The following is a 25,706-nucleotide window of genomic DNA, read 5'->3' on the forward strand; positions in this document are numbered from 1 at the left end:
AAGTGTGATCCATCCGTACCTGGCGGAGATCGGTGACTACTAACGTAGTATTCAGGAACTCTGCAGGGCCGACGTCGTCCCGACCTTGAACGGAAACACCCGTGACGATCGGAGGCCCCATGGCTCTTCCGCATTCCCAGGGTTTGTACGACCCGCAGCACGAGCGCGATGCGTGCGGTGTCGCCTTCGTGGCCGATCTGCACGGCCGCCGATCCCACGATGTGGTAGCCAAGGGTTTGTCCGCGCTCATTCGCCTCGATCACCGAGGTGCCCGCGGCGCCGAATACAACACCGGCGACGGCGCCGGCATCATGATCCAGGTCCCGGACACCTTCCTGCGTGCCGTCGTGGATTTCGCGCTACCCGCGCCGGGTGCGTACGCGACCGGCCTGGTCTTCCTGCCCGCCGAGGAGTCCGACGCCGCCCGCGCGATGGCCGTGTTCGAGAAGTACGCCCTGGTGGAGGGCGGCGACATTCTCGGCTGGCGGGACGTGCCGGTGGATCCGTCCGGGCTGGGGGAGAGCGCCGAGTCGGCGCGTCCCGCGATGAAGCAGGTGTTCCTTGCCGCGCGTCGGCTCACCGGCTCGGACCGCGGCAAGGCCGGAGAGCAGCTCAGCGGCATCGAGCTGGACATCGTCGCGTACTGCATCCGCAAGCAGGCGGAGCGGGAGACCCAGCAGCGCGGGATCGGCGCATACTTTCCGTCGCTGTCGGCGCGCACGATCACCTACAAGGGCATGCTGACGCCGGACCAGTTGCCGGAGTTCTTCCCGGATCTGACCGACGAACGGGTCGACAGCGCGATCGCGCTGGTCCACAGTCGATTCTCGACGAACACGTTCCCGTCGTGGCCGCTGGCCCACCCGTACCGGTTCATCGCGCACAACGGTGAGATCAACACGATCCGCGGCAACCGCAACTGGATGGCCGCGCGGGAGGCGCTGCTGGCCTCGCCCGAGTTGCCGGGCAGCATCAAGCGGCTGTTCCCGGTCTGCACGCCCGAGGCTTCCGACTCGGCGAACTTCGACGCCGTCCTGGAGTTGCTGCACCTCGCCGGGCGCAGCCTGCCGCACGCCGTGCTGATGATGATTCCCGAAGCGTGGGAAAACGATCCGGGGATGGACCCGGCGCGCAAGGCGTTCTACCGCTTCCACGCGAGCCTCATGGAGCCGTGGGACGGCCCGGCCAGCGTGGCGTTCACCGACGGCACGGTCATCGGCGCGGTGCTCGACCGCAACGGCCTGCGTCCGGGCCGGTGGTGGCACACCAGCGACGGTCTGGTCGTGCTCGGCTCCGAGGCGGGCGTGCTCGACCTCGACCCGGCCACCGTCGTCGCGAAGGGGCGTCTGCAGCCGGGCCGGATGTTCCTTGTGGACACTGCCGCCGGGCGCATCGTGCACGACGACGAGATCAAGGCCGAGCTGGCCGCCGCCCAGCCCTATGACGAGTGGCTGCACGCCGGGCTGATCGACCTGCGTGACCTGCCCCCGCGCGAGCACGTGATCTACACGCACGACTCGGTCATGCGCCGCCAGCAGGTCTTCGGCTACACCGAGGAGGAGCTGAAGATCCTGGTGGCGCCGATGGCCCGCGCCGGCGTCGAGCCCCTCGGTTCGATGGGTACGGACACCCCGATCTCCCCGCTGTCCACCCGGCCGCGGCTGCTGTTCGACTACTTCCACCAGCTCTTCGCCCAGGTGACCAACCCGCCGCTGGACGCGATCCGCGAGGAACTGGTGACCAGCCTGTCGTCGACGCTCGGCCCGGAGGGCAACCTCCTCGACCCCGGCCCGGCGAGCTGCCGTCAGGTCGTGGTGCCGTGGCCGATCCTCGACAACGACGAGTTGGCGAAACTGCTCTCCATCGACGAGGACGGCGACCTGCCCGGCTTCAAAGCGGTCCGGGTCTCCGGGCTCTACCGGCTGCGCGACGGCGAGGAGGGCATGAAGGCCCGGCTCACCGAGATCTGCCGGCACGTGTCGGAGGCGATCGAGGACGGCGTGCGCATCCTCGTGCTGTCCGACCGCGACTGCAACGCCGACCTCGCGCCGATCCCGTCGCTGCTGCTCACCGCCGCTGTGCACCAGCACCTCGTGCGGGAACAGACCCGCACGCAGGTCGCGCTCGTCGTGGAGAGCGGCGACTGCCGGGAGGTGCACCACGCGGCCGTGCTGATCGGGTACGGCGCCGCGGCAGTGAACCCGTACCTCGCCTTCGAGAGCGTCGAGGACCTGATCGCCACCGGACCGCTCGCGGGCATGGAGGCGGGCAAGGCGATCGGCAACTACACCAAGGCGCTCGGCAAGGGCGTCCTCAAGATCATGTCCAAGATGGGCATCTCGACCGTGTCGTCGTACTGCGGCGCGCAGGTGTTCGAGGCGGTCGGGCTCTCCGACGAGCTGTTGCAGCGCTACTTCACCGGCACGTCCGGGCGGATCGGCGGCGCCGGACTGGCCGAGATCCACGCCGAAGTGGCGGTACGGCACGAGAAGGCGTACCCGCACAACCCGGCCGAGCGCAGCCACCGCCGCCTCGAAGTCGGCGGCGAATACCAGTGGCGCCGCGAGGGCGAGATCCACCTGTTCAACCCGGAGACCGTCTTCCTGCTCCAGCACGCCACCCGGTCGAAGCAATACGACGTCTTCCGGCAGTACACCGAGAAGGTGGACGCGCTGGCCGCCGACGCGGGCTCGTTGCGGGGACTGTTCCGCTTCTCCTCCGACCGCCAGCCGGTGCCCCTGGGCGAGGTCGAGCCGGCGAGCGAGATCGTCAAGCGGTTCGCCACCGGCGCTATGTCGTACGGCTCCATCTCCGCCGAGTCGCACGAGACCCTGGCCGTCGCCATGAACCGCCTCGGCGGCAAATCCAACACTGGCGAGGGCGGCGAGGACGTCGAGCGGCTCTACGACCCGGTCCGGCGCTCCAGCGTCAAGCAGATCGCCTCCGGCCGCTTCGGCGTCACCACGGAATACCTGGTCAACGCGGACGACCTGCAGATCAAGATGGCGCAGGGCGCGAAGCCGGGCGAAGGCGGTCAACTCCCCGGCAACAAGGTGTGGCCGTGGATCGCCAAGACCCGGCACGCCACTCCCGGCGTCGGGCTGATCTCGCCGCCGCCGCACCACGACATCTACTCCATCGAGGACCTGGCCCAGCTGGTCCACGACCTGAAGAACGTGAACCCGGCTGCGCGCGTACATGTGAAGTTGGTTTCCGAGATCGGGGTCGGCACCGTCGCGGCGGGCGTGGCCAAACTCAAGGCCGACGTCATTCTGATCTCCGGCCATGACGGCGGGACGGGCGCGTCGCCGCTGAACTCGCTGAAGCACGCCGGTTCGCCGTGGGAGCTAGGGCTGGCCGAGGCCCAGCAGACGCTGCTGCTCAACAAGCTGCGCGACCGGGTCACCGTGCAGGTCGACGGGCAGCTCAAGACCGGCCGGGACGTGATCATCGCGGCGCTGCTCGGCGCCGAGGAGTTCGGCTTCGCGACGGCACCGCTGATCGTGTCGGGCTGCATCATGATGCGGGTCTGCCACCTGGACACCTGCCCGGTCGGCATCGCCACCCAAAACCCGGTCCTGCGTGAACGCTTCACGGGCAAGCCGGAGTTCGTCGAGAACTTCTTCCTGTTCCTCGCCGAGGAGGTCCGCGGCTACCTCGCCGAGCTGGGCTTCCGCAGCATCGACGAGGCGATCGGGCACGCCGAGGTGCTCGATGTCGCGCCGGCCGTGCAGCACTGGAAGGCGCAGAACCTCGACCTCACCCCCATCCTGTACGTCCCCGACCTGCCCGAGGGCGCGTCCCGCCGCGGCATCGTCGCCCAGGACCACGGCCTCGACAAGGCGTTGGACAACGAGCTGATCCGGCTCGCCCAGCCCGCCCTCACCGGCGGCGCCGAGGTCCGCGCCGAGGTCACCGTCCGCAACGAGAACCGCAGCGTCGGCGCCATGCTCGGCGGCGAGGTCGCCCGCCGGTACGGCGGCAACGGCCTGCCCGACGACACCATCGCCTTCACCCTGCACGGCACCGGCGGCCAGTCGTTCGGCGCCTTCCTGCCCCGCGGCGTGACCCTGCGGCTGATCGGCGACACCAACGACTACGTCGCGAAGGGCCTCTCCGGCGGCCGCGTCATCGTGCGTCCTGCAGCCGTTGCCCCGTTCGCCGCCGAGGACAACATCATCGCCGGCAACACCATCCTGTACGGCGCCACCGCCGGCGAGGTGTTCCTGCGTGGCCGGGCGGGGGAGCGGTTCGCCGTTCGCAACTCCGGCGCGTCCGCGGTCGTCGAAGGCGTCGGTGACCACGCCTGCGAATACATGACCGGCGGCACCGTCGTGGTGCTCGGCGCAATCGGCCGCAACTTCGCCGCCGGCATGAGCGGCGGCAAGGCGTTCGTGCGCCACCTCGACCAGGACCGGGTCAACCCGGAGCTGGTCGACCTGGCCCCGCTCACCGACGACGAGCGCGAGCTGCTGCACGGCCTGGTGGTCCGGCACCACGCCGAGACCGGCTCCGCGGTCGCCGAACGGCTGCTCGCCGACTGGTCGTCCGCGGTCGCCGAGTTCACCGCGGTCGTGCCGCGCGACTACAAGCGAGTGATGGAACTGATCAAGACCGCCGAGGCTGCCGGTCGCAATGTCGACGAGGCTGTTATGGGGGTCACCCGTGCCTGATCCGAACGGTTTCCTGCGCTACGAACGCCAGCTGCCCGCCCGCCGCCCGGTGCCGGTGCGCATCCGTGACTTCCGCGAGGTTTACCCGCCCGCCGGCGAGGAGCTGATCCGCGACCAGGCCACCCGGTGCATGGACTGCGGCATCCCGTTCTGCCACGAGGGCTGCCCGCTCGGCAACCGCATCCCGGACTGGAACGACCTGGTCCGCACCGGGGCGTGGGCGTCCGCCGCGGAGAGCCTGCACGCCACCAACAACTTCCCCGAGTTCACCGGTCGGCTCTGCCCGGCCCCCTGCGAGGCGGCCTGTGTGCTCGGCATCGCCGACGACCCGGTCACCATCAAGCAGGTCGAGGTGGAGATCGCCAACCACGCTTTCGCCCTCGGATACGTACGCCCGCAGCCGCCCGCCACCCTGTCCGGCCGCTCGGTCGCGGTCGTCGGCTCCGGACCCGCCGGGCTGGCCGCCGCACAGCAACTGGCCCGCGCCGGGCACGCGGTGACGGTCTTCGAACGCGACGACCGGATCGGTGGCCTGCTCCGCTACGGCATCCCCGACTTCAAGCTGGAAAAGGACCGGATCGACGCCCGTCTCGCCCAGCTGGAAGCCGAGGGCGTGGTGTTCCAGACCGGCGTGAACGTGGGCGTGGACGTCACCGCCGAAGACCTCCGTGAGCGGTTCGACGCCGTGCTGCTGACCTGCGGTGCGCTGGCCGGCCGGGACACCCCCGAGACGCCGGGACGACAGCTCGCCGGCGTACACCTAGCCATGGATCATCTCGTCCCCGCCAACCGGGTGGTCGCCGGCCTGCAGGAGTCGACACCGATCGACGCCCGCGGCAAGCACGTCGTGATCATCGGCGGCGGCGACACCGGCGCCGACTGCCTCGGCGTCGCCCACCGGCAGGGCGCGGCCACCGTCACCCAGCTCGACCAGTACCCGCTGCCGCCCGACGTCCGCGCGGCCGACCTGCACCCGTGGCCGACCTGGCCGGTCATCCTGCGCAGCTACCCGGCGCACGAGGAGGGCGGCGACCGCGTCTTCGGCGTCGCCGTCCAGGAATTCGTCGACGACGGTCAGGGCAACGTCGCCGCGATCCGCATCGCCGACGTCGTCGTCGAGCGCATCGACGGCCGCCGCACGGTCACCGTCACCCCCGGTTCCGTCCGCGACCTGCGCGCCGACCTGGTCCTGCTCGCGATCGGCTTCGAGGGTACGGAGCACCAGCCGCTCCTCGACCAGTTCGGCGTGACCCGCAACACGCGAGGCGCGGTCGACGCGGGGGAGGACTGGCAGACCGGCGTACCCGGCGTCTTCGTGGCGGGCGACATGCACCGCGGCGCGTCGCTGATCGTCTGGGCGATCGCCGAAGGCCGCGCGGCCGCCGCCGCCATCCACGCGCATCTCGGTGCACCCGGCGACCTGCCGGCCCCGGTCCGACCCTCTTCCCAGCCGTTGGCCGCCATCCGCTGACGCTCGCCGGTGCGACTCCTGGTGCGGTTGTGGACAGTCGCACCAGGGAACACGGACGGTGTCTCGAGTGGGTGAGGGGACGCTTCGGACGGGTGGGAAGTGGGATGCGCGCAATCGTGCCGGAGAACGCCCGATAAGCTGGGGCTTGCGGTCGATGACGCCCGCCGTGACAGCGCAGCGTGCCCTGCTTCCGAGCGATCCTTCGCCGATGCGGGGTCAGACCTCGCCGTCACCCGCTGTTAATCATCCTGACCGGGTGTCGGCCAACGGGCCGATCCGAAAGAGAGACTAGCCTGATGGCTGTGACACGCCGCGCGAAGATCGTTTGCACGATGGGCCCCGCGACCGCCACGACCGAGCGGATGCTCGGACTGGTCGAGGCCGGCATGGACGTGGCCCGGATGAACTTCAGCCACGGCACCCACGAGGACCACCAGAAGATCTACGAGCTGGTGCGCTCGGCGGCCCGGCAGACCGGTCGCGCCGTCGCTGTCCTCGCCGACCTGCAGGGGCCGAAGATCCGGCTGGGCAAGTTCGCCGACGGTCCGCACGTGTGGGACAACGGCGACACCGTGACCATCACCGGCGAGGACATCGTCGGCACCCGGGAGCGGGTCTCCTGCACCTACACGAAGCTGCCCCAGGAAGTGAAGGTCGGCGACCGGCTGCTGATCGACGACGGCAAGGTCGCCATCCAGGTCACCGCCGTGCAGGGCGAGGACATCCGGTGCCTGGTCACCGAGGGTGGACCGGTCTCCAACAACAAGGGTGTGTCGCTGCCGAACGTCGCGGTCAGCGTGCCCGCGCTCAGCGAGAAGGACGCCGAGGACCTGCGGTTCGCGCTGCGGCTGGGCGTCGACCTGGTGGCCCTGTCCTTCGTCCGCTCGCCCGACGACATCAAGCTCGTGCACGAGATCATGACCGAGGTCGGCCGGACCGTCCCGGTCATCGCCAAGGTCGAGAAGCCCGAAGCGGTCGTCCACCTCGAAGAGATCGTGCTCGCCTTCGACGGCGTGATGGTGGCCCGCGGCGACCTCGGCGTCGAAGTCCCGCTGGACGAGGTGCCGCTGGTGCAGAAGCGCGCCGTGCAGCTCTGCCGGGAGAACGCCAAACCGGTCATCGTCGCGACCCAGATGCTCGACTCGATGATCGAGAATTCCCGCCCGACCCGCGCTGAGGCCTCCGACGTCGCCAACGCGATCCTCGACGGCGCCGACGCGGTGATGCTGTCCGGCGAAACCTCGGTCGGCAAATACCCCGTGCTCACCGTCAGCACGATGGCGAAGATCGTCACCACCACCGAGAACGGCTCCATCGGCGTGCCGGTCCTGCAGCACGACCCGCGTACGCACGGCGGTGCCCTGACCGTCGCCGCCTCGCGCATCGCCCGCAACATCGGCGCCAAGGCACTGGTCGCCTTCTCGCAGACGGGTGACACCGTGCGTCGCCTCTCCCGGCTGCACTGCGAGCTGCCGCTCCTCGCCTTCACGCCGGTCCCCGCGGTCCGCGACCAGCTCGCCCTGTCCTGGGGCGTCGAGACGTTCCTGACCGACTTCGTCGAGCACACCGACGACATGTTCCGCCAGGTCGACCAGAGCATGCTCGGTCTCGGCCTGGCCAAGCCGGGCGACTACGTCGTGGTCGTCGCGGGCAGCCCGCCGAACGCGCCCGGCTCCACCAACACCCTGCGCGTGCACCAGCTCGGCTCGCTCGTCGACCCGAGGACCGTATGACCGCCGAGCCCGGACAGGCCGCGGTCGACCAGCTCCTCGAACTCCTCGACCTCAAGCAGCTCGACGAAGGCCGGTTCCAGGGCGAAAGCCCGCAGACCGGCGCCCAGCGCGTCTTCGGCGGTCAGGTCGCCGGCCAGGCACTCGTCGCCGCCGGCCGGACGGTCGACTCCGAGCGTCCGGTGCACTCGCTGCACAGCTATTTCGTGCGCCCGGGCGACCCCGCCGTCCCCATCGAGTACGCCGTCGAGACGATCCGAGACGGCCGCTCCTTCTCGGTGCGCCGGTGCACAGCCGAACAGCACGGCAAGGCCATCTTCCTGATGTCGGCGTCCTTCCAGATCGCCGAGGAGGGCCTCGACCATCACTCACCGGCGCCCGAGGACGTGCCCGACCCGGAGGAAGTCCCGACCACCCGGGACTGGCTCGCCAAGTACCCGGAACGCCGGGCGGCGCTGAGCTGGGGCCCCCGCGGGATCGACGTGCGCTACGTGAACACCCCCGGCTGGGTGCCACCGGGCGACCGCGACGCCGAGGCAAAGCAGCGCGTTTGGATGCGCATCAACGGCAAGCTGCCCGACGACCCGCTGATCCACGCGTGCGCGCTGACGTACGCGTCGGACCTGTCGCTGTTGGACTCGGTGCTTTCCGTACACGGCGAGGTGTGGGGACCGGGCGGCGTCATCGGAGCGAGCCTGGACCACGCGCTGTGGTTCCATCGGCCCTTCCGGGCTGACGAGTGGTTCCTCTACGACTGCCGCAGCCCCTCGGCGAGCGGCAGCCGGGGACTGGCGAGCGGGCGAATGCTGACCCGCGACGGCGTCCACATCGCCAGCGCGGTCCAGGAAGGCCTGTTGCGCCGGATCGGTGACTGATCAGTCCATCAGTCGACGGGTGATGATCGAGGTCTCGTCGATCCCGGGTGTGGCAGGGCGGGCGGCACGGGCAGCCGGATCGAGCAGCGGCAGCGACGGGTCATGTTCCGGCTGCGGCGCCGGGGCCGCGAAGCCGCTCGCGGCGTTGCCGGGCACTGGCGGGTCCCCCGCGGTGTCGTGCGACGCCGGTCCGAAGTTTCCGGTGTTGCCGGCTCCGTAGTTGCCACTGTTGGCGGGCGTCCCGAAATTGCTCGCGGCGTTGCCCGGCAGGGGAGCCGTCGCAGCGGTGGCGGCCGGGTTCTGCCACCCCGAGTTCTCCGGCGCCCAACCCGCGGTCGGGCCGGTGCTGTCGGGCGCCCATCCCGAGCTTGGGCTGCTGACGCCGGGTGCCCAGCTTGCGGTGGTGCCGGTGCTGCCGGGTGCCCAGCCCGAGGTCGGGCCGCTGCCGCCGGGGGTCCAGCCGGCGGTGGAGCCGGTGTTGCCGGGCGCGTGACCCGCGGCGTGCCCGGCCAGTTCGGCGTTGCCGGGCGCGTGACCTGCCGGGTGTCCGGCCAGTTCGGCCCCTTCGGCCGTGTCCGGCACCTCGATATGCTCCGCCTCCGCGGCTTGCGCCGCCGCGCCGGGGATGGCCGCGCCGGTCACGCCGGCCAGCGCCAGCATCGCGTCGAGGTCGGCGGTGGTCCGCAGCACCTCGTCGTGGAAGCTGGCAGGCCGGCCAGGGTTCGAGCTTGGCGCGGTGAAGTCCGCCCGGTGGGTGACGTTCGCGGGACCCGGCCGAGAACCGGACAGGTCGCTCATGCCAGCGACGGACGGGCGCGGCTCCGCCCGGTGTCGCGCCCGGGCCGCCTGCTGCTCGGGCGCCTCCTCGAAGTCGGTCATGCCCGCCGAGTATCCGGCCACCCCGATTGCCCGTTCGGCGGGAAGCTCCAGGATCCGCCCAGCCCGCGCCGAAGCCGACGCCTCGTGCAGCCGCAGCGACGCCACCAGGTCGGCGACGCCCCTGATCGCTGCAGCCCCGCCGAGTACGGCAACGGCGGTTTCCGCCGTACGCGAAAAGGCGCCGGCGGCGAAGAAACCCAGGCCGAGTTCGGCGAGGCCGACAACGGTGAGGAGACCCCAGATCCGGTCGCTCTCCCGCGTCATCATCGAAATGGCGATGTCGGCGGCGCCGCGCACCATCAGGTACCACCCGACGAGCGCGGCGGGTGTGGTCCACGAGGCGCCGCGCTCGCTGATCAGCAGGGCTGCGGTGGCGGCGAACAGCACGGCCATGCCGGCGTTCAGCCACCAGGTACGCGTCCCGGCGCAGGCCCGCAGGACCTCGGTGACGGCGGCGAAAAGCACGACAGGTCCGGCTACGCCGGCGATGTCCGCGGGATCGAGGCGCAGGACGCTCCAGGCGATCGCCAGCCACGCCACCCCGGCGAGTAAGAGGAAGCCCCACATGCCGTCACGCAGGACGGTCAGGGGCGACGAGCCGGACCACAACATGAAGCCTCCTGGCAGTGCTGGTACTGCCATGACAACACCGCCGACCCCGGCAAACCGGCCTTTCCCGGAAACCCGGGACTACGGCTGCCCGGATCTGCTTGCGGCGGGTAGGCGCAGGGGCAACACGGTGCACACGCGTTTCGCGGCCTGGGAGGGAACAGAAGGCCGTCGCGGCGAAGGGGTGGTGGTGTCCCCGGTGGGATTCGAACCCACACTGAATGGATTTTGAGTCCATCGACTCTGCCGATTGGTCTACGGGGACGAGTCGCGTGCTGCGGCGCAGATCGAGCTGACCGAGCCGGCTACAGCCTACCGACCCCGGTGTCGTGGGGGACACCCGGATACCCTCCCGCGGGCTTTGTCACTCGATGAACGTACAAATAGCAATGAATTCTGGCGTCCCTTCTGGACCGGCGCTCGCACGGGCCGGTCACGGCGCGAGTACCGGGCCGGGCACTACCCACTACGCTGTCGAAGGACATGCAGTTCAAAGATCAGTGGGGGTTCCGTGGCCGACACGCAGGCGGGTGCCGAGCGCAGGCGGGTTCTGATCGCCGAGGACGAGGCTCTCATCCGGCTCGATCTGGCCGAGATGCTCGTCGAGGAGGGCTACGACGTCGTCGGTGAGGCCGGTGACGGCGAAACCGCCGTACGGCTGGCCGAGGATCTCGTCCCGGATCTCGTCATCCTCGACATCAAGATGCCGATCATGGACGGCCTGGCCGCCGCCGAGCGGATCGCCGGTGGGCGGATTGCCCCGGTCGTCATCCTGACCGCCTTCAGCCAGCGCGACCTCGTCGAGCGGGCCCGGGCGGCCGGCGCCATGGCCTACCTGGTGAAGCCGTTCCAGAAGTCGGACCTCGTGCCGGCCATCGAGATCGCGCTCTCCCGGTACGCCGAGATCACCGCCCTGGAGTCCGAAGTTGCCGGCCTGACAGACCGGTTGGAAACCCGCAAATCGGTCGAAAGGGCCAAGGGTGAACTCATGACCAAGTACTCGATGACCGAGCCGCAGGCGTTCAAGTGGATCCAGCGCACGGCCATGGATCACCGGATGACGATGCGTGAGGTCGCGGAGCGCATCGTGGCCGAAGGCGAGGAGCCCACGGGCACCCCCGCTTCGTGACCAGGATCATGTGGCACTGGCTGTTTGTTACACCTTTCCCGGCGCTGCATCACCGGACGTAACGGTTCGGCAAATGCCCGCGGGAACACTTACGGGTGAGCCTGAAGGTGGGATAGCGTCCGGCCCCATGACGGGCGCGGTTGTGTCGTGGAGCACTGCAAGTGCCAATCGACCGGCGGTGGCTCGGTGGGTTCGGTATGGAGGAGGGTTCCAACCTTGAGGCAGGTTCTCGCACGTGCCATCGGCGGACTGGCCGTGATCGGCCTCGTCGCCGGCGCCGCAGCTTGCAACAGCAGCGGCACCACTGACAGCAAGGCCGGCGGCGGTAACTGTGGCTACGAGCTCGCGTTCTTCGGCGCCCTGACGGGATCTGCCGCGAACCTCGGTGTCAACATCGAGCAGGGCTTCGAGCTCGCGATTCAGCAGTACAACACCAAGAAGGGATCCGAGTGCATCAAGGTAGCGAAGTTCGACTCGCAGGGCGAGCCGGCCGTCGCACCCGGTGTCGCTCGTAACCTGGTCGCCAACAAGAAGATCCTCGGCATCGTCGGCCCGCCGTTCTCGGGTGAGTCCGAGGCTGCGGACCCGATCTTCGAAGAGGCCGGCATCCCGACGATCACGCCGTCCGCCACGCGGACGTCGCTGTCGTCGAAGGGCTGGAAGACGTTCCACCGCGCCGTCGCGAACGACGACGCGCAGGGACCGGCCGCCGCCAGCTACATCGCCGACACGATGAAGGCCGAGAAGGTCTTCGTCGCCCACGACCAGTCCGCGTACGGTGCGGGCCTGGCCGACGTGGTCAAGGCGAAGCTGGGTGCCAAGGTCGCCGGCGAGGACAAGACCGAGGGCGACGGCAAGCAGACCGACTTCTCGGCGGTCGTGCAGAAGGTCATCGCCTCCAAGGCCACGGTGATGTTCTACGGTGGCTACTACACCAACGGTGGTCTCATCCGCAAGCAGCTCACGGCTAACGGATGGAAGGGCACCCTGGTGGGTGGCGACGGCATGAAGGACCCCGGTCTCGCCAAGGCCGCGGGTAACAAGGAGGCCGTGGGCACGGTCACGACCTGCCCCTGCTCCCCGCCGGAGAAGGCGGGCGGCACCTTCGTCGCCGACTACAAGGCCAAGTGGAACGTCGACGCGGGTACCTACAGCGACGTCGCCTACGACGCCGCGAACATCTACCTGGCGGGCATCGACGCGGGGAACACCACCCCCGAGAAGATGAACACCTACCTGTCGACGATCAACTACACGGGTATCGCGAACACCTACAAGTTCACCGCCACCGGTGAGCTGGACCCGGCGTCCATCAAGGTGTGGGCCTTCAAGTTCGACGAGGCTGGCAACACGGTCGCCGATCAGGAGATCAAGACCGCCTGATCACGCCGTTACTCTCTGTAGGGCCGGTGTGGCCGGATGATCTCCGGCCACACCGACCTTCTCGTTTCAGGAGCCCCTTGTGCACTTCTCCGGTCTGATTGAGAACTTCGGGCCGCTCACGATTACGGGTCTGGCCCAGGGCGCGATCATCGCCTTGTTCGCGCTCGGCTACACCCTCGTCTACGGCGTGCTTCGCCTTATCAACTTCGCGCACTCCGAGGTCTTCCTGCTCGGTTCCTACGCCTGTCTCGTGGTGTGGGGCTTCCTCGGGCTGGACCAGAACTCGGCCACACCCAATCTGATATCGGTGATCGGCCTGCTGCTGCTGGGCCTGGTCGCCGCGATCGTCATATCCGGCCTCACCGCGCTGGGCGTCGAGTTCGTCGCCTACCGGCCGCTGCGTAAGCGCAACGCGCCTCCGCTGGCGTTCCTCATCACCGCCATCGGCGCGTCGCTGTTCATCTCCGAGACGGTCGGCGTGCTGACCCAGCGCAACATCACGGGCGTCCCGCCGCTGATCCGCCCGACCGACGTCGTCGTGATCGGCAACATGCACGTGACGAATCTCCAGATTCTGATCATCGTGCTGGCGCTCGTGGCGATGTTCGTGCTCGACCGCTTCATCAACCGCTCCCGGCTCGGCCGGGGCATCCGCGCGGTGGCGCAGAACCCGGACAGCGCGGCGCTCATGGGCGTCAACAAGAGCCGGGTCATCGCGCTGGTCTTCCTCCTCGGCGGCCTGATGGCCGGCGTGGCAGCCGTGATGTACGACCTCAAGATCGGTGTCACCCGGTTCGACGCCGGCTTCCTGCTCGGCATCGAGGCGTTCACCGCAGCGGTCCTCGGCGGCATCGGCAACCTGCGGGGCGCCCTGCTGGGCGGCCTGCTGCTGGGCGTGCTGCAGAACTACGCGGCCGGTCTGTTCGGCACGGAGTGGCTGCACGCCGCGTCGTTCGTGCTGCTGGTGTTGATCCTGCTGGTCCGCCCGACGGGCCTGCTGGGCGAGTCTCTCGGGAGGGCCCGAGCATGAGCGAAGCGACCAAGACTCCGGCCACCCCGGCGGAGAAGAAGACAAACGGCTGGCGGTCCGGCGGTGGCACCCGCGGCTGGTTCACCCGGCAGCACTGGGCAGTCCGGATGGTGCTCAGCATCGCGTTCGCCGTGCTGGCCTTCCTGCTGCCGTACGTGGGCGAGGTCCCGGGCATCGGCCCGCAGATCATCACCCAGGGCATCGACTGGCCCAGCGCGCTGTTCAACATGTCCTACTACGTGCTGCTGGCCCTCGGCCTCAACGTGGTGGTCGGCTTCGCCGGCCTGCTGGACCTCGGCTACGTCGGCTTCTTCGCGGTCGGTGCGTACACCGTCGCGATGCTGACCTCGCCGGACAGCATCCTGCACACCGAGTGGAGCTGGCTGGCGTCCATCCCGATCGCGCTGGCGGTCACGATGGTGTCCGGTCTGCTGCTCGGCTGGCCGACGCTGCGCCTGCGCGGCGACTACCTCGCGATCGTGACGCTCGGCTTCGCGGAGATCATCCGCATCTTCGCGACCAGCTCGGAGACGCTGCGCGGTGACCGGGGCTTCTCCGGCATCCCGCACCCGCCGGGCAGCTACGCCGACGGCAAGCCGTGGTTCGGCGTCGCGGACGCCACCCCGTACTACTGGCTCGGCCTTTCGGTGATCATCCTCGTGATCTTCGGAGTGCGAAACCTCGACCGCAGCCGGGTCGGCCGCTCGTGGCTCGCCATCCGCGAGGACGAGGAAGCCGCCGAGATCATGGGCGTACGCACGATCAAGTACAAGCTGTGGGCCTTCGCCATCGGCGCCTTCATCGGTGGCCTGGGCGGCGTCATGTTCGCCGGCCAGCAGGGCTTCATGAACTCGCAGACCTTCATCCTGCAGTTCTCGATCCTGGTGCTCGCGGGCGTCGTCATGGGTGGCTCCGGAAACATCTTCGGTGCGATCCTCGGTGGCGCGCTGATCTCGTACATCCCGGACCGCCTGCGCGGCATCGAGGACCCGATCACGGGCACCGACCTGTTCGGTTACCGGTTCGCGATCTTCGGCCTCGTGATCATCGCGATCATGGTCTTCCGGCCGCAAGGTCTCATCCCGAGCCGCCGGCGGGCGATGGAGCTCAAGGACCGTGAGAAGGAGGTGGCTCCCCAGTGAGCGAGCCACACATCGAGTCTCCGCAGGAGCTCGACGAAAAGAACGCGCGCCCGGTGGACCGGCCGATCCCGACCGGTGGTCCGGCGGACCAGGCTGCCCCCGCGCCGCGGGCCGCTTCAGGCGACACGCTGCTCGAGGTCCAGAACGTCACGCTGCGCTTCGGCGGCGTCGTGGCGCTCAACGACGTGAGCTTCAGCCTGCGTAAGGGCGAGATCTTCGGTCTGATCGGCCCGAATGGTGCCGGCAAGACCACCTGCTTCAACGCCATGACCGGCGTCTACCGGCCCACGAGCGGCGACATCCGCTTCCATGGACAGTCGATCGTCGGCAAGAAGAAGCACCAGATCACCCGGGGTGGCATCGCCCGTACGTTCCAGAACGTCCGGCTCTTCCCCGAGATGACGGCGTTGGAGAACGTGATGGTGGGTGCGGACGCCCACCACAAGTCCAGCGTCCTCAGCGCCCTCTTCCGGCTGCCGCGGCACTGGAAGGAAGAGAAGTCGGGCCGGGAGAAATCCCTCGAGCTGCTGCGTTTCGTCGGCATCGCCCACCGGGCCGGCGACGTCTCCCGCAACCTTTCGTACGGCGAGCAGCGCCGGCTGGAGATCGCCCGCGCACTGGCGACGAACCCGACGCTGCTCTGCCTCGACGAGCCGGCGGCAGGCTTCAACCCGGCGGAGAAGGTGGAGCTGCTCAACCTGATCCGCAAGATCCGCGACTCCGGGGTGACCGTGCTGCTCATCGAGCACGACATGCGCCTGGTCATGGGGGTCACGGACCGGATCGTGGTGCTGGAGTTCGGCAAGAAGATCGCCGAGGGAACCCCCGCCGAGGTGCGGGACAACCCGAAGGTGATCGCGGCGTACCTGGGGGTCCCGACCGATGCTGCTTGAGTTGAAGGACCTGACCCTGCTGTACGGCCGCATCCAGGCCCTGCACGGCATCAGCCTGACCGTCGCTCAGGGGGAGATTGTCGCCCTGATCGGTGCAAACGGCGCCGGAAAGTCGACGACAATGCGGGCGATTTCGGGATTGCGCCCGGTCGCCGAAGGGAGCATCGTCTTCGACGGCGAGGACATCACCAAGCTGCGCGCCGACCTGCGGGTCGTCCGGGGCGTGTCGCAGTCGCCCGAGGGCCGGGGCATCTTCCCGGGCATGACGGTGCGCGAGAACTTGGAGATGGGTGCCTACACCCGCAAGAACCGGGCCGAGATCAACGAGGACCTGGATCGCGCGTTCAGCCTGTTCCCGCGACTCAAGGAGCGGGAAAAGCAGGTCGGCGGCACGATGTCCGGCGGCGAGCAGCAGATGCTCGCAGTCGGTCGCGCGCTGATGAGCCGGCCGAAGCTGCTCCTGCTGGATGAACCCTCCATGGGCCTCGCGCCCATGCTCATCCAGCAGATCTTCGACATCATCGTCGAGATCAACCAGCAGGGCACCACGGTGCTCCTGGTGGAGCAGAACGCCCAGCAGGCCCTGTCGCGCGCCCACCGCGCGTACGTGCTGGAGACCGGCCGGATCGTCAAGTCGGGCACCGGCGCCGAATTGCTGCACGACCCCTCGGTCAAGGACGCCTATCTCGGCGTTGCTTGACCACACCCCCCGCAAAAGGAGTATTTGACGATGTTCCGCATCTCATCTGGCCGCCGGGCACTCCTCGGCCTGGCGGTGGCGACGGCGATGACCGCGTCCCTCACCGCCTGCGGCGAGGAGTCCGGCGACACGACCGGCCCGGGTGCCGCCGTCCCCTCGACGGCTGCGGACGCGGCGCTGGCCGCCAAGGTCCCGGCCGCGATCAAGACCGCCGGAAAGATCATCATCGGTACGGACTCCACGTACGCGCCGAACGAGTTCCTCGACCAGGACGGTAAGACGGTCAAGGGCGTCGACGTCGACCTGTTCAACGCGGTGGCGGCGAAGCTCGGTCTCACCACGGAGTGGCAGTCGTCGACGTTCGACGCCATCATTCCCGGTGTCACCAGTGCCAAGTACAACATCGGCGTATCGTCGTTCACCGTGAACGCCGAGCGGATGAAAGAGGCCACCATGGTCTCCTACTTCTCCGCCGGCACACAGTGGGCGGCCAAGGCCGGCGCCGCGGTGAACCCGGACGACATGTGCGGCAAGAAGGTCGCCGTGCAGACCGGCACGGTGCAGGTCAAGGACGTCGAGGCCCGCTCCAAGAAGTGCACGGACGCCGGCAAGGCCAAGATCACCATCGACCAGTACCAGGCCCAGAGTGACGCCACCGTGGCCGTCACCAGCGGCAAGGACGACGCGATGCTGGCCGACTCCCCGGTGGGCGCGTACGCGGTGAAGCAGACCAACGGCCAGCTGGTCCTGGTCGGCGATATCTACGACTCGGCGCCGTACGGCTACGTCCTGCCGAAGGACCAGGCCGAGTTCGGCGGGGTCATCGAGAAGGCGCTCGAAGCGCTGATCGCAGACGGCAGCTACAAGACGATCCTCACCAAGTGGGGCGTCGAGGCCGGCGCCATCACCGACCCGGCCGTCAACCCTCAGGTTTTCTGAGCCGCGGATGAGCGACCAGACAACCACCGAACGGGCACGGCCGGAAGCCATCAAGGCCGTGCCCGTACGGCACCCCGGACGCTGGCTGGCGATCGGAGTCATCGCGGTCCTCGCCGCGATGTTCATCCACATGCTGGTCACGAACGATCAGTTCCGCTGGTCGTTCATCTTCCTCGAGTACGAGCCCGGCAAGAACGGCGTCATGTTCACCGGGCCCGTCATGGAGGGCCTGCGCGGCACTCTGCTGCTCACCGTCACGTCGATGGCGATCGGCGTAGGGCTGGGCGTGATCATCGCCGTCATGCGGCTGTCGGACAACCCGATCCTGCGCGGCGTGGCCTTCGGTTACACCTGGTTCTTCCGGGCGGTCCCCCGGCTGGTGCTGGCCGTGCTCTTCGGCAACCTGAACATTCTGTGGTCGCGGATCGGCTTCGGCCTGCCGTTCGACAAGCAGATCGGTGACCTGTTCGGCATCGACAACTTCAACGGGCAGTTCTACAGCATCAAGGCGAGCGACCTGCTGGCCGGCTTCGTCGCCGGCATGCTGGCGCTCGGGCTGTCCGAGGCCGCGTACATGGCCGAGATCGTCCGGGCCGGCATCCAGTCCGTCGACCCCGGCCAGAGCGAGGCCGCGGTCGCGCTGGGCCTGTCCCGCGGACAGGTGCTGCGCCGAGTCGTCCTGCCCCAGGCCATGCGGGTGATCGTGCCGCCCACCGGCAACGAGATCATCGCGATGGTCAAGGACACCTCACTAGTGGCCTTCGTGCCTGTGTCCGCCGAGCTGTACTTCCAGCTCACGGTGGTCAAGTCCCGTACCTTCGTGGTGCTGCCGGTGCTCATCGCCGCCGTGCTGTGGTACCTGATCATCTGCAGCGTCCTGATGATCGCGCAGTACTTCGTCGAGCGGCACTTCGGCAAGGGCTACGGCTCAGCGGCTAAGGCTCAGCAGAAGCTGCAGGGCATTGCGGCCGAGACCGGCGGGGTGCCGCCGTACGCGGGCCCCCGGTCGGGGGGAGGGACGGGTATATGACGGACGAGATGGTGCGCGCCGACAACGTACACAAGTCCTTCGGTCACCTCGAGGTGCTCAAGGGCGTCGACCTTGTGGTCAAGAAAGGTGAGGTCTCCTGTGTCCTCGGCCCGTCGGGCTCGGGCAAGTCGACCTTCCTGCGCTGCATCAACCACCTGGAGAAGATCAACGCCGGCCGCATCATGGTCGATGGCGACCTGATCGGCTACCGGGAGCGCGGCGGCAAGCTGCACGAGCTGAGCGAGAAGGCCGTCGCTGCCCAGCGCCGGTCCATCGGCATGGTGTTCCAGCGGTTCAACCTCTTCCCGCACATGACGGTGCTCGACAACGTCATGGAGGCACCCCTGCGGGTCAAGAAGGAGAACAAGTCCGAGGTACGCGACCGCGCGGCGACCCTGCTCGAACGGGTCGGGCTCGGCACGAAGAAGGACAACTACCCCGGCCAGCTCTCCGGCGGCCAGCAGCAGCGGGTGGCGATCGCCCGGGCGCTGGCGATGCGGCCCAAGCTGATGCTCTTCGACGAGCCGACCAGCGCGCTCGACCCGGAGCTCGTCGGTGAGGTGCTGGACGTCATGAAGGACCTCGCTCGCGACGGGATGACGATGATCGTGGTGACCCACGAGATCGGTTTCGCCCGCGAGGTCGGCGACTCGCTGATCTTCATGGACGGCGGCGTCGTGGTCGAGCAGGGTCCGCCGCGGGAAGTCATCGGCAACCCGCAGCAGGAACGTACGAAGGCATTCCTCAGCAAAGTGCTGTAGTTCGGACAGCCAGCAGGCGGGGCGGTCGGCGGAGTTGTCGTACCTCGGGACTAGAGTTCTCCGACGTGAGCGACGACGCCCAGACCCCCCGCTTGCTGCTGCTCGACGGCCACTCGCTGGCCTACCGAGCCTTCTTCGCGCTGCCGGTGGAGAATTTCTCCACGCAGACGGGGCAGCCCACCAACGCCGTGTTCGGCTTCACCTCGATGCTGATCAACATGCTGCGCGACGAGAAGCCGACCCACATCGTGGTGGCGTTCGACGTCTCGCGGCAGTCGTTCCGCACCGAGAAGTACGCCGACTACAAGGCCGGCCGCTCAGAGACTCCGCAGCCGTTCCAGGGCCAGGTCAGCCTGGTCAAGGAGGTCCTCGAAGCGCTGCGCATCCCCGTGGTGGAGAAGCCCGGCTACGAGGCGGACGACGTCATCGGCACGCTCTCCTGCCAGGCCCGCGACGCCGGCTTCGAGGTGGTCATCTCCACCGGTGACCGCGACGCCTTCCAGCTCGCCGGCGAGCACGTCACGATCCTCTACCCGGTCCGCGGTGTGTCCGAGGTCTGGCGGATGACCCCCGAGGCCATCGAGAAGAAGTACGGCGTCGGCCCCGAGCGCTACCGCGACAAGGCCGCCCTGGTCGGCGAGACGAGCGACAACCTTCCCGGCGTCCCCGGCGTCGGCGACAAGACCGCCGCCAAGTGGATCAATCAGTACGGCGGCCTCGACGGCATCATCGCCCACGTCGACGAGATCAAGGGCAAGGCCGGCGAAAACCTGCGCGCCCATCTGGCCGACGTGATGCGCAACTACGAGATCAACGCCCTGGTGTGCGACCTCGAGCTGCCGCTGCGCCCCGAAGACGTCAAATGGCAGGGTTGGGACCGCGAGGCGGTGCACCAGGTCTTCGACGCGCTCGAGTTCCGGGTGCTGCGCGAACGCCTCTACTCCTACCTCGAAGCCGTCGAGCCCGAGGCCGAGTCCGGCTTCGACCTCGACGGCACGGTGTTGACCACCGGCCAGGTGGCCGCCTGGCTGGCCGAGCACGCCCAGGACGCCCCGGTCGGCGTTGCCGTCACCGGCAGTTTCGGCCGCGGCACCGGCACCCTGACCGGCATCGCGGTTGCCACCAGCGCCGGCCCGGCCGCCTGGTTCGACCCTGCGGCCCTCGACGAGGCCGACGAGCATGCGGTCGCCGCCTGGCTCGCCGACCCGGAGCGGCCCAAGATCATTCATGACGCCAAGCCGGCCATGCTGGCGTTCCGTGCGCACGGTTGGGCCCTTGCCGGCGTCCGCGTCGACACCGCACTCGCCGCCTACCTAGCCAAACCCGACCAGCGGGCCTACGATCTCACCGACCTGGCCCTGCGCTACCTCAAGCGCGAGCTCCGCGTCGACGCGCCGGACGACGGTCAACTCACCCTCTCCCTCGACGGCCTCGGCGACGACCAGGGCGCTGCCGAGCAGAACGTCATGCTGCGGGCCCGCGCAACCCTCGACCTCGCCGACACCCTCATCGAAGAGCTGTCCCGCGACGACGGCGCCTCGCAACGCCTCCTCGCCGAAGTGGAACAGCCGCTCGAAATCGTCCTCGGTGAAATGGAACACCTCGGTATCGCCGCCGACACGGGCTACCTTTCCGAGCTCGAGGCCCACTTCGCCGCCGAGGTCAAGGCGGCCCAACAGGCGGCACACGCGGTGGTGGGGCGCGAGTTCAACCTCGGCTCGCCCAAGCAGCTCCAGGAAATCCTGTTCGTCGAGCGGGACCTCCCCAAGACCAAGAAAATCAAGTCGGGCTACACCACCGACGCCGACGCGCTGCAGAGTCTCTTCGCCCAGACCGGCGACCCCCTGCTCGAACACCTTCTGCGGCACCGCGACGTGGCGAAGCTCAAGTCCACCGTGGACGGACTGCTCAAGTCGGTCTCCGAGGACGGCCGCATCCACACCACGTTCAACCAGACCGTGGCCGCCACCGGCCGGCTCTCATCCACCGACCCCAACCTGCAGAACATCCCCATCCGCACCGAGGAAGGCCGCCGCATCCGCCGAGCCTTCGTCGTCGGCGAGGGTTTCGAGTCCCTGATGACGGCCGACTACAGCCAGATCGAGATGCGCATCATGGCGCACCTCTCCGGCGACGAAGCCCTCATCGCCGCCTTCAACTCCGGCGCCGACTTCCACGCAGCCACCGCCTCATCGGTCTTCCACGTCCCCATTGACGAGGTCGTCGCCGATCAACGCCGCAAGATCAAAGCCATGAACTACGGCCTCGCGTACGGTCTGAGCGCCTTCGGCCTGAGCAACCAGCTCACCATCTCCACCGACGAAGCCCGCGCCCTCATGGCCGAATACTTCGAGCGCTTCGGCGGCGTCCGCGACTACCTCCAAGCAGTCGTCCGCCGCGCAGTCCAGGACGGCTACACGGCCACCATCCTCGGCCGCCGCCGCTACCTGCCGGACCTGAGCAGCGACAACCGCCAGCGCCGCGAGATGGCCGAACGCATGGCTCTCAACGCCCCCATTCAGGGCTCGGCGGCCGACATCATCAAGGTGGCCATGCTCCAGGTCGACAAAGCCATCCGTGCAGCCGGCCTGGCGTCCCGCATGCTCCTTCAAGTCCACGACGAACTCGTCTTCGACGTGGCCCCGGGCGAACGCGAACCCCTCGAAGCCCTCGTCCGTCAACACATGGGCAGCGCCTACCCCCTCTCCGTCCCCCTCGAAGTCTCCGTAGGCCTAGGCCAAGACTGGAACAGCGCCGACCACTAGCCCGTCCCGGCCGCAGCCAGCCCACCTCGCTGGTTGCGGCAACCAACGTTGCTGGAGCGGTCGCTGACCTGATTGGTGGTGGCTGCTGACGTCTGCTGGCTGCGGCCGCCCGCCTTGTTGGTGGTGGCTGCTGACACTCTTCCCTGCTGCTGACGTTGGCTGGATCCGGCCTTCGACCCGGTCATACCGGCCTGCGAACGTCGTTGTGGGCGACCGGCCGCACTCCTCGGGTCGAAGCCCCCCGTGGGTCGATGGCTGCCCCGGGGTTAGAGGCATCCCCGGGTTGACGACCCGCCGGGGTTGACGGCGGCCCCGGGTTGACGGCGGCCCCGGGTTGACGGCGGCCCCGGGTTGACGGCGGCCCCGGGTTGACGGCGGCCCCGGGTTGACGGCGGCCTTCAACCCCCGGGGCCGAAGGCCGCAAACGAGGACGCGCAGGTCACCGCCCACATCGGACACTGAAAGGGGTTGACGTAGCGGGGAATGCCTGCCCCTAAGTCCTGGAAACGCTGCCCGAACCACTCTCAACGTGACACCTTGCGAGGGCCTCCACCCGATCGGGTAGCCGACAGGAAATGTGATTCGCGACCCATTCAGCCGCCGATCGAGGCTCATTCGATTACGGATCGTCGCGGCCATTCGCCGACCTCTCCTATGCGAATTAGGCCTCCGTGAACCGGCCGTGACCAGGAAGTTCATCGGAGCATAGGTCCAAGGGATCATTTTCTTGACAGCCCAGAAACTCCTCTCCGTGAAATGCATTCTTGCGCTGAGCAACGGAGATCTCCGCGCACTCGCCAAGCTGTCAGAATTCCGGCGCCGCGGGCTTGCCCGACTCTGCAAGGGTGGGCTCATGCCCAGCGCTTCCATTGAGATGACATCGCTATCGGGGGCGTGGGCCCCCGTAGTGCGCCGGCCCCTCGCCGTCGATCAGGCCCGCACCTTCGCGCCGATGTTCAAGGCCCTGGGCGATCCGGTCCGACTCCGCCTCCTCTCCATGATCGCCTCCGCCGGCGGCGGCGAGGTGTGCGTCTGCGACCTCGCCGGCTCGTTCGACCTGACCGGCCCCACGATCTCCCACCACCTCAAGGTCCTCCGCGAGGCCGGCCTGGTCGACAGCGACCGCCGAGGAACCTGGGTCTACTACCGCATGGTCCCCAGCGCCCTCGCCATCCTCGCTGAACTCCTCGACGTCACCACCGAAGCCACCCCCGCCGCCTGACGCCAGTCGCCTGCCCTCCCCAGGTGCGGGAGGGCTAGTCGCCGCTGGTTCCTACCGCCGGCGCTGGTTCCTACCGCCGCCGCTGGTTCCTGCCGCCGCCGCTGGTTCTGCCGCCGGCGCTGGTTCCTGCCGCCGGCGCTGGTTCCTACTGCCGGCGCTGGCTCCGTTGTTGGCTCCGCGCGCCGGCGCTCGCTCCGTTGCTGGCACTGGCTCCGTTGCAGGCTCTCGGCCTTGCCGTTGGCGCCTCTTGTCGCTTGCTCTCGGCTCTGTCGCCGGATATCGGCCTCTGGCTTGGTCTCGGGTCTCGGCCTTGAGGCGGCTATCTGAGCCCTGTGGTGGCGATCGACCTGTCGTCCGACCTGCGGTGCGCCGTCTGCCTCCGGCACGCTCACTTGGCTATCCGATTCCGGCTGCCCGATTCGACTGCCCAACGTGGACGCCGCTGCAAGAGTCGCTGTGACTGTGTCGGCATGGTAAATCCGAGGCGACGGTGTCGGTCCAGGGGAAACCGTCGATGGGCTCGGGCAGCGGCCCCACGTCGACGGCAGGTGGGAGCAGGTCCGGTGGTGGGCCGCTGTCGCCAGGAACGTGGTCGCTGCGATGATCGCGGCGGGCTAGTGTCCGCCAAAGTTCCGGTTATCGGTCCGGCCGGCCAGCAGCTTGAGGTGAGGAGCCCGAAGCGTGTCCAGGATTGTCGACGAACGAGCCGCTCGCCAGCTGGTGTTGGCCGATTTCACTTGCCCCATCATCACGCCGGAAGCGCAGGTGGAAATCAAGCGGTCGCTCCCCTTGTGGAACCCTGCCCTACCACGCCGACCGAAGGACGCCACCGACATCGCACTCCTCGAAGCCGCCCTCCGTCCCGGCAGCGACGGTGAAGCCGCCCTCCGTCCCGGCAGCGACGGTGAAGCCGCCCTCCGTCCCGGCAGCGACGGTTACCCAAGAGCGACGGCTAGCTAGAGACAGGTTCGCGCAGAGTCACTTCTTCAGCGGATCATGGCCCCAATTCATCAGCGAGTACCGCCACTTCGTATCTGTCACGTCGCCGGTCGGCCGCTGCGCCAGATGGCGGTGCACATAGCTGACGACCTTCTTCATGTGCGCCTCGTCCGCGTCCTTCAGGTCGCCCCTCTTGGTATGCAACAACTTGATGATCTTCCGGCCGCTGTCGTGCCCGACCGATTCCCCACTGCTGGAAGACTTCTGGCCGACATCATGCGACTCGTCCGTCTTCAGCCACTTCTCCAGCTCCGCCGGGGTCATGTTCACCGCGTCGCGGAATTCTTCGTAAGTGTCAGCTGTCATGGTGCAGTGCCTCCGGCTTGTGCACCGCCGTTCGGCCGGTCTTGGCGCTCTTGACCTTGTATTGCGGTTCGTCGGGCGAGGCGTTGACCACGCGTCCAGATTCGGAGGTGCGGGACGTGATCTTCTTCTGCACCGTGCCCTGTACGTTCTGGCCGTGGCTCTTCCAGGTCACCTTGTCGCCCTTTTTCACGCTCATGACCTGGGGATACCCGAGGCGTCAGGCAAGTAACTGACGAATATCGCGGTGCCGGGGAAGAGCCGGCCGCGCAGTGGACTCCACTGGCCCCAGATCTGGTCGTGGCCGTCCGGCCATTCGGGTTCGATCAGGTCGGTCAGCACGAATCCGGCCGCCACCAGCTCGCGGATGCGGTCGCCGAGGGTGCGGTGCTGCTCCACGTACGTCGGCTGGCCTGCCTCGTCCTGCTCCACATATGGGCGGCGATCGAAGTAGGGGTGGACCGCCACCAGCCCTTCCCGGCCCGGCTCGTCGAGGAAGATCCACCGCATCGGGTGGGTGATCGAGAACACCCATCGGCCGCCGGGGCGCACCACGCGGGCGACCTCTCGCATGACTGCCTCGGAGTCTGCGACGAAGGGCAGCGCCCCGAAAGCGGTGCAGACGATATCGAATGCGGACGAGGCGAAGGGCAGGGCGAGGGCGTCGGCTTGCACGAGCGGCACGCGTACACCCGAACGGTTTTGGGCTTGCTGCGCATGGCGCAGCATCCCCGCGCTCAGATCCATGGCAATCACATCGGCGCCCTGGCCGTCGAGCCAGTGTGCGGCTGCGGCCGCGCCGCAGCCGAGCTCGAGCACCCGCTTGCCGCGCACCTCGCCGAGCAGGCGTGCGTCGGCCTCGCGGAGACCCTCGGGACACCAGACAAAATCGACATCACCCAGGAAAGAGCCGTGTTCTTCCTGGTAGTCGTCGGCGTCCAGGTCCCACCAATGTCGGCTCGCCACGCGGCTCTCGTCGTCGGTCACCGCGCGGCGCAGCGATCCGGCCTGGGTGGGGGGCTGTGCTTCGATCACTGAGCCACCGTACGGGCACACTACGACACTTTTGCACACGGCAGCTCACGGGCACTTTCAGCGCGACCGGCCGGACCGGCGCCGGGAGTTTGGTGGGGGAGATCCCGCGCACACCCGATCGGGGGATTTGCTGCATAT

19 protein-coding genes and 1 tRNA gene are annotated in these 25,706 nt (G+C 68.4%); 15 read left to right on the forward strand and 5 right to left on the reverse strand.

What is annotated here, in order from left to right:
- Nucleotides 1-119: 119 nt before the first annotated feature.
- From gltB to ACIA1L_RS06270, 4 genes are all read left to right on the forward strand, one after another.
- Nucleotides 120-4,673 (forward strand): glutamate synthase large subunit, encoded by a 4,554-nt coding sequence (gene gltB / locus ACIA1L_RS06255; protein ID WP_396071436.1) that lies wholly within the window; start codon nt 120-122, stop codon nt 4,671-4,673.
- A complete protein-coding gene (locus tag ACIA1L_RS06260; protein ID WP_396071437.1) occupies nt 4,666-6,144 on the forward strand; it encodes a glutamate synthase subunit beta in 1,479 nt (492 codons plus the stop codon). The genes gltB and ACIA1L_RS06260 overlap by 8 nt, the downstream gene beginning before the upstream one ends.
- A gap of 296 nt (nt 6,145-6,440) precedes the next feature.
- Nucleotides 6,441-7,877 carry a pyruvate kinase gene (gene pyk / locus ACIA1L_RS06265; RefSeq protein WP_396071438.1) on the forward strand — a complete coding sequence of 479 codons (1,437 nt, stop codon included), beginning with the start codon at nt 6,441-6,443 and terminating at the stop codon, nt 7,875-7,877.
- The gene (locus tag ACIA1L_RS06270; RefSeq protein ID WP_396071439.1) at nt 7,874-8,749 is read left to right on the forward strand and encodes an acyl-CoA thioesterase; all 876 of its coding nucleotides are present in this window, start codon (nt 7,874-7,876) and stop codon (nt 8,747-8,749) included. Before pyk ends, ACIA1L_RS06270 begins: the two co-directional genes overlap by 4 nt.
- On the opposite strand, the gene ACIA1L_RS06275 is transcribed toward ACIA1L_RS06270, so the two are convergent.
- On the reverse strand, nt 8,750-10,240 hold the full coding sequence (locus ACIA1L_RS06275; RefSeq protein WP_396071440.1) for a hypothetical protein: 1,491 nt from the start codon (nt 10,238-10,240) through the stop codon (nt 8,750-8,752).
- Between the two features lie 185 nt (nt 10,241-10,425).
- Nucleotides 10,426-10,502, reverse strand: a tRNA-Leu gene (locus ACIA1L_RS06280).
- A 246-nt stretch (nt 10,503-10,748) separates the two neighbouring features.
- Here ACIA1L_RS06280 and ACIA1L_RS06285 point away from each other — a divergent pair.
- From ACIA1L_RS06285 to ACIA1L_RS06335, 11 genes are all read left to right on the forward strand, one after another.
- Nucleotides 10,749-11,366, forward strand: a complete 618-nt coding sequence (locus tag ACIA1L_RS06285) for an ANTAR domain-containing response regulator (protein WP_396071441.1) — start codon at nt 10,749-10,751, stop codon at nt 11,364-11,366.
- 216 nt (nt 11,367-11,582) lie between these two features.
- A complete protein-coding gene (locus ACIA1L_RS06290; protein ID WP_396071442.1) occupies nt 11,583-12,749 on the forward strand; it encodes a branched-chain amino acid ABC transporter substrate-binding protein in 1,167 nt (388 codons plus the stop codon).
- 79 nt (nt 12,750-12,828) lie between these two features.
- A complete protein-coding gene (locus ACIA1L_RS06295; protein WP_396071443.1) occupies nt 12,829-13,779 on the forward strand; it encodes a branched-chain amino acid ABC transporter permease in 951 nt (316 codons plus the stop codon).
- A gap of 107 nt (nt 13,780-13,886) precedes the next feature.
- Nucleotides 13,887-14,921: a branched-chain amino acid ABC transporter permease gene (locus ACIA1L_RS06300; protein WP_396071776.1), complete on the forward strand. Its 1,035-nt coding sequence runs from the start codon at nt 13,887-13,889 to the stop codon at nt 14,919-14,921.
- 53 nt (nt 14,922-14,974) lie between these two features.
- Nucleotides 14,975-15,814, forward strand: a complete 840-nt coding sequence (locus ACIA1L_RS06305) for an ABC transporter ATP-binding protein (protein ID WP_396071777.1) — start codon at nt 14,975-14,977, stop codon at nt 15,812-15,814.
- On the forward strand, nt 15,804-16,514 hold the full coding sequence (locus ACIA1L_RS06310) for an ABC transporter ATP-binding protein (protein WP_396071444.1): 711 nt from the start codon (nt 15,804-15,806) through the stop codon (nt 16,512-16,514). The genes ACIA1L_RS06305 and ACIA1L_RS06310 overlap by 11 nt, the downstream gene beginning before the upstream one ends.
- A gap of 30 nt (nt 16,515-16,544) precedes the next feature.
- Nucleotides 16,545-17,453: an ABC transporter substrate-binding protein gene (locus ACIA1L_RS06315; RefSeq protein ID WP_396071445.1), complete on the forward strand. Its 909-nt coding sequence runs from the start codon at nt 16,545-16,547 to the stop codon at nt 17,451-17,453.
- A 7-nt stretch (nt 17,454-17,460) separates the two neighbouring features.
- A complete protein-coding gene (locus tag ACIA1L_RS06320) occupies nt 17,461-18,483 on the forward strand; it encodes an amino acid ABC transporter permease (RefSeq protein ID WP_396071446.1) in 1,023 nt (340 codons plus the stop codon).
- Nucleotides 18,480-19,244, forward strand: a complete 765-nt coding sequence (locus ACIA1L_RS06325) for an amino acid ABC transporter ATP-binding protein (protein ID WP_396071447.1) — start codon at nt 18,480-18,482, stop codon at nt 19,242-19,244. Before ACIA1L_RS06320 ends, ACIA1L_RS06325 begins: the two co-directional genes overlap by 4 nt.
- 65 nt (nt 19,245-19,309) lie before the next feature.
- Entirely contained in the window at nt 19,310-22,009 is a 2,700-nt protein-coding gene (polA, locus tag ACIA1L_RS06330; RefSeq protein ID WP_396071448.1) for a DNA polymerase I, read from the forward strand.
- 874 nt (nt 22,010-22,883) lie between these two features.
- Nucleotides 22,884-23,231 (forward strand): ArsR/SmtB family transcription factor, encoded by a 348-nt coding sequence (locus ACIA1L_RS06335; RefSeq protein WP_396071778.1) that lies wholly within the window; start codon nt 22,884-22,886, stop codon nt 23,229-23,231.
- Nucleotides 23,232-24,209: 978 nt separating this feature from the next.
- On the opposite strand, the gene ACIA1L_RS06340 is transcribed toward ACIA1L_RS06335, so the two are convergent.
- The 3 genes from ACIA1L_RS06340 to ACIA1L_RS06350 are packed head-to-tail and all read right to left on the reverse strand — an operon-like array spanning nt 24,210 to nt 25,568.
- On the reverse strand, nt 24,210-24,536 hold the full coding sequence (locus tag ACIA1L_RS06340) for a DUF3140 domain-containing protein (protein WP_396071449.1): 327 nt from the start codon (nt 24,534-24,536) through the stop codon (nt 24,210-24,212).
- On the reverse strand, nt 24,526-24,732 hold the full coding sequence (locus ACIA1L_RS06345; RefSeq protein WP_396071450.1) for a DUF2945 domain-containing protein: 207 nt from the start codon (nt 24,730-24,732) through the stop codon (nt 24,526-24,528). Before ACIA1L_RS06345 ends, ACIA1L_RS06340 begins: the two co-directional genes overlap by 11 nt.
- Nucleotides 24,729-25,568 carry a class I SAM-dependent methyltransferase gene (locus ACIA1L_RS06350; protein WP_396071451.1) on the reverse strand — a complete coding sequence of 280 codons (840 nt, stop codon included), beginning with the start codon at nt 25,566-25,568 and terminating at the stop codon, nt 24,729-24,731. Before ACIA1L_RS06350 ends, ACIA1L_RS06345 begins: the two co-directional genes overlap by 4 nt.
- Nucleotides 25,569-25,706 lie beyond the last annotated feature (138 nt).

The sequence above is a fragment of the Actinoplanes sp. NPDC051859 genome (assembly GCF_044452725.1).
Classification (GTDB): domain Bacteria; phylum Actinomycetota; class Actinomycetes; order Mycobacteriales; family Micromonosporaceae; genus Actinoplanes.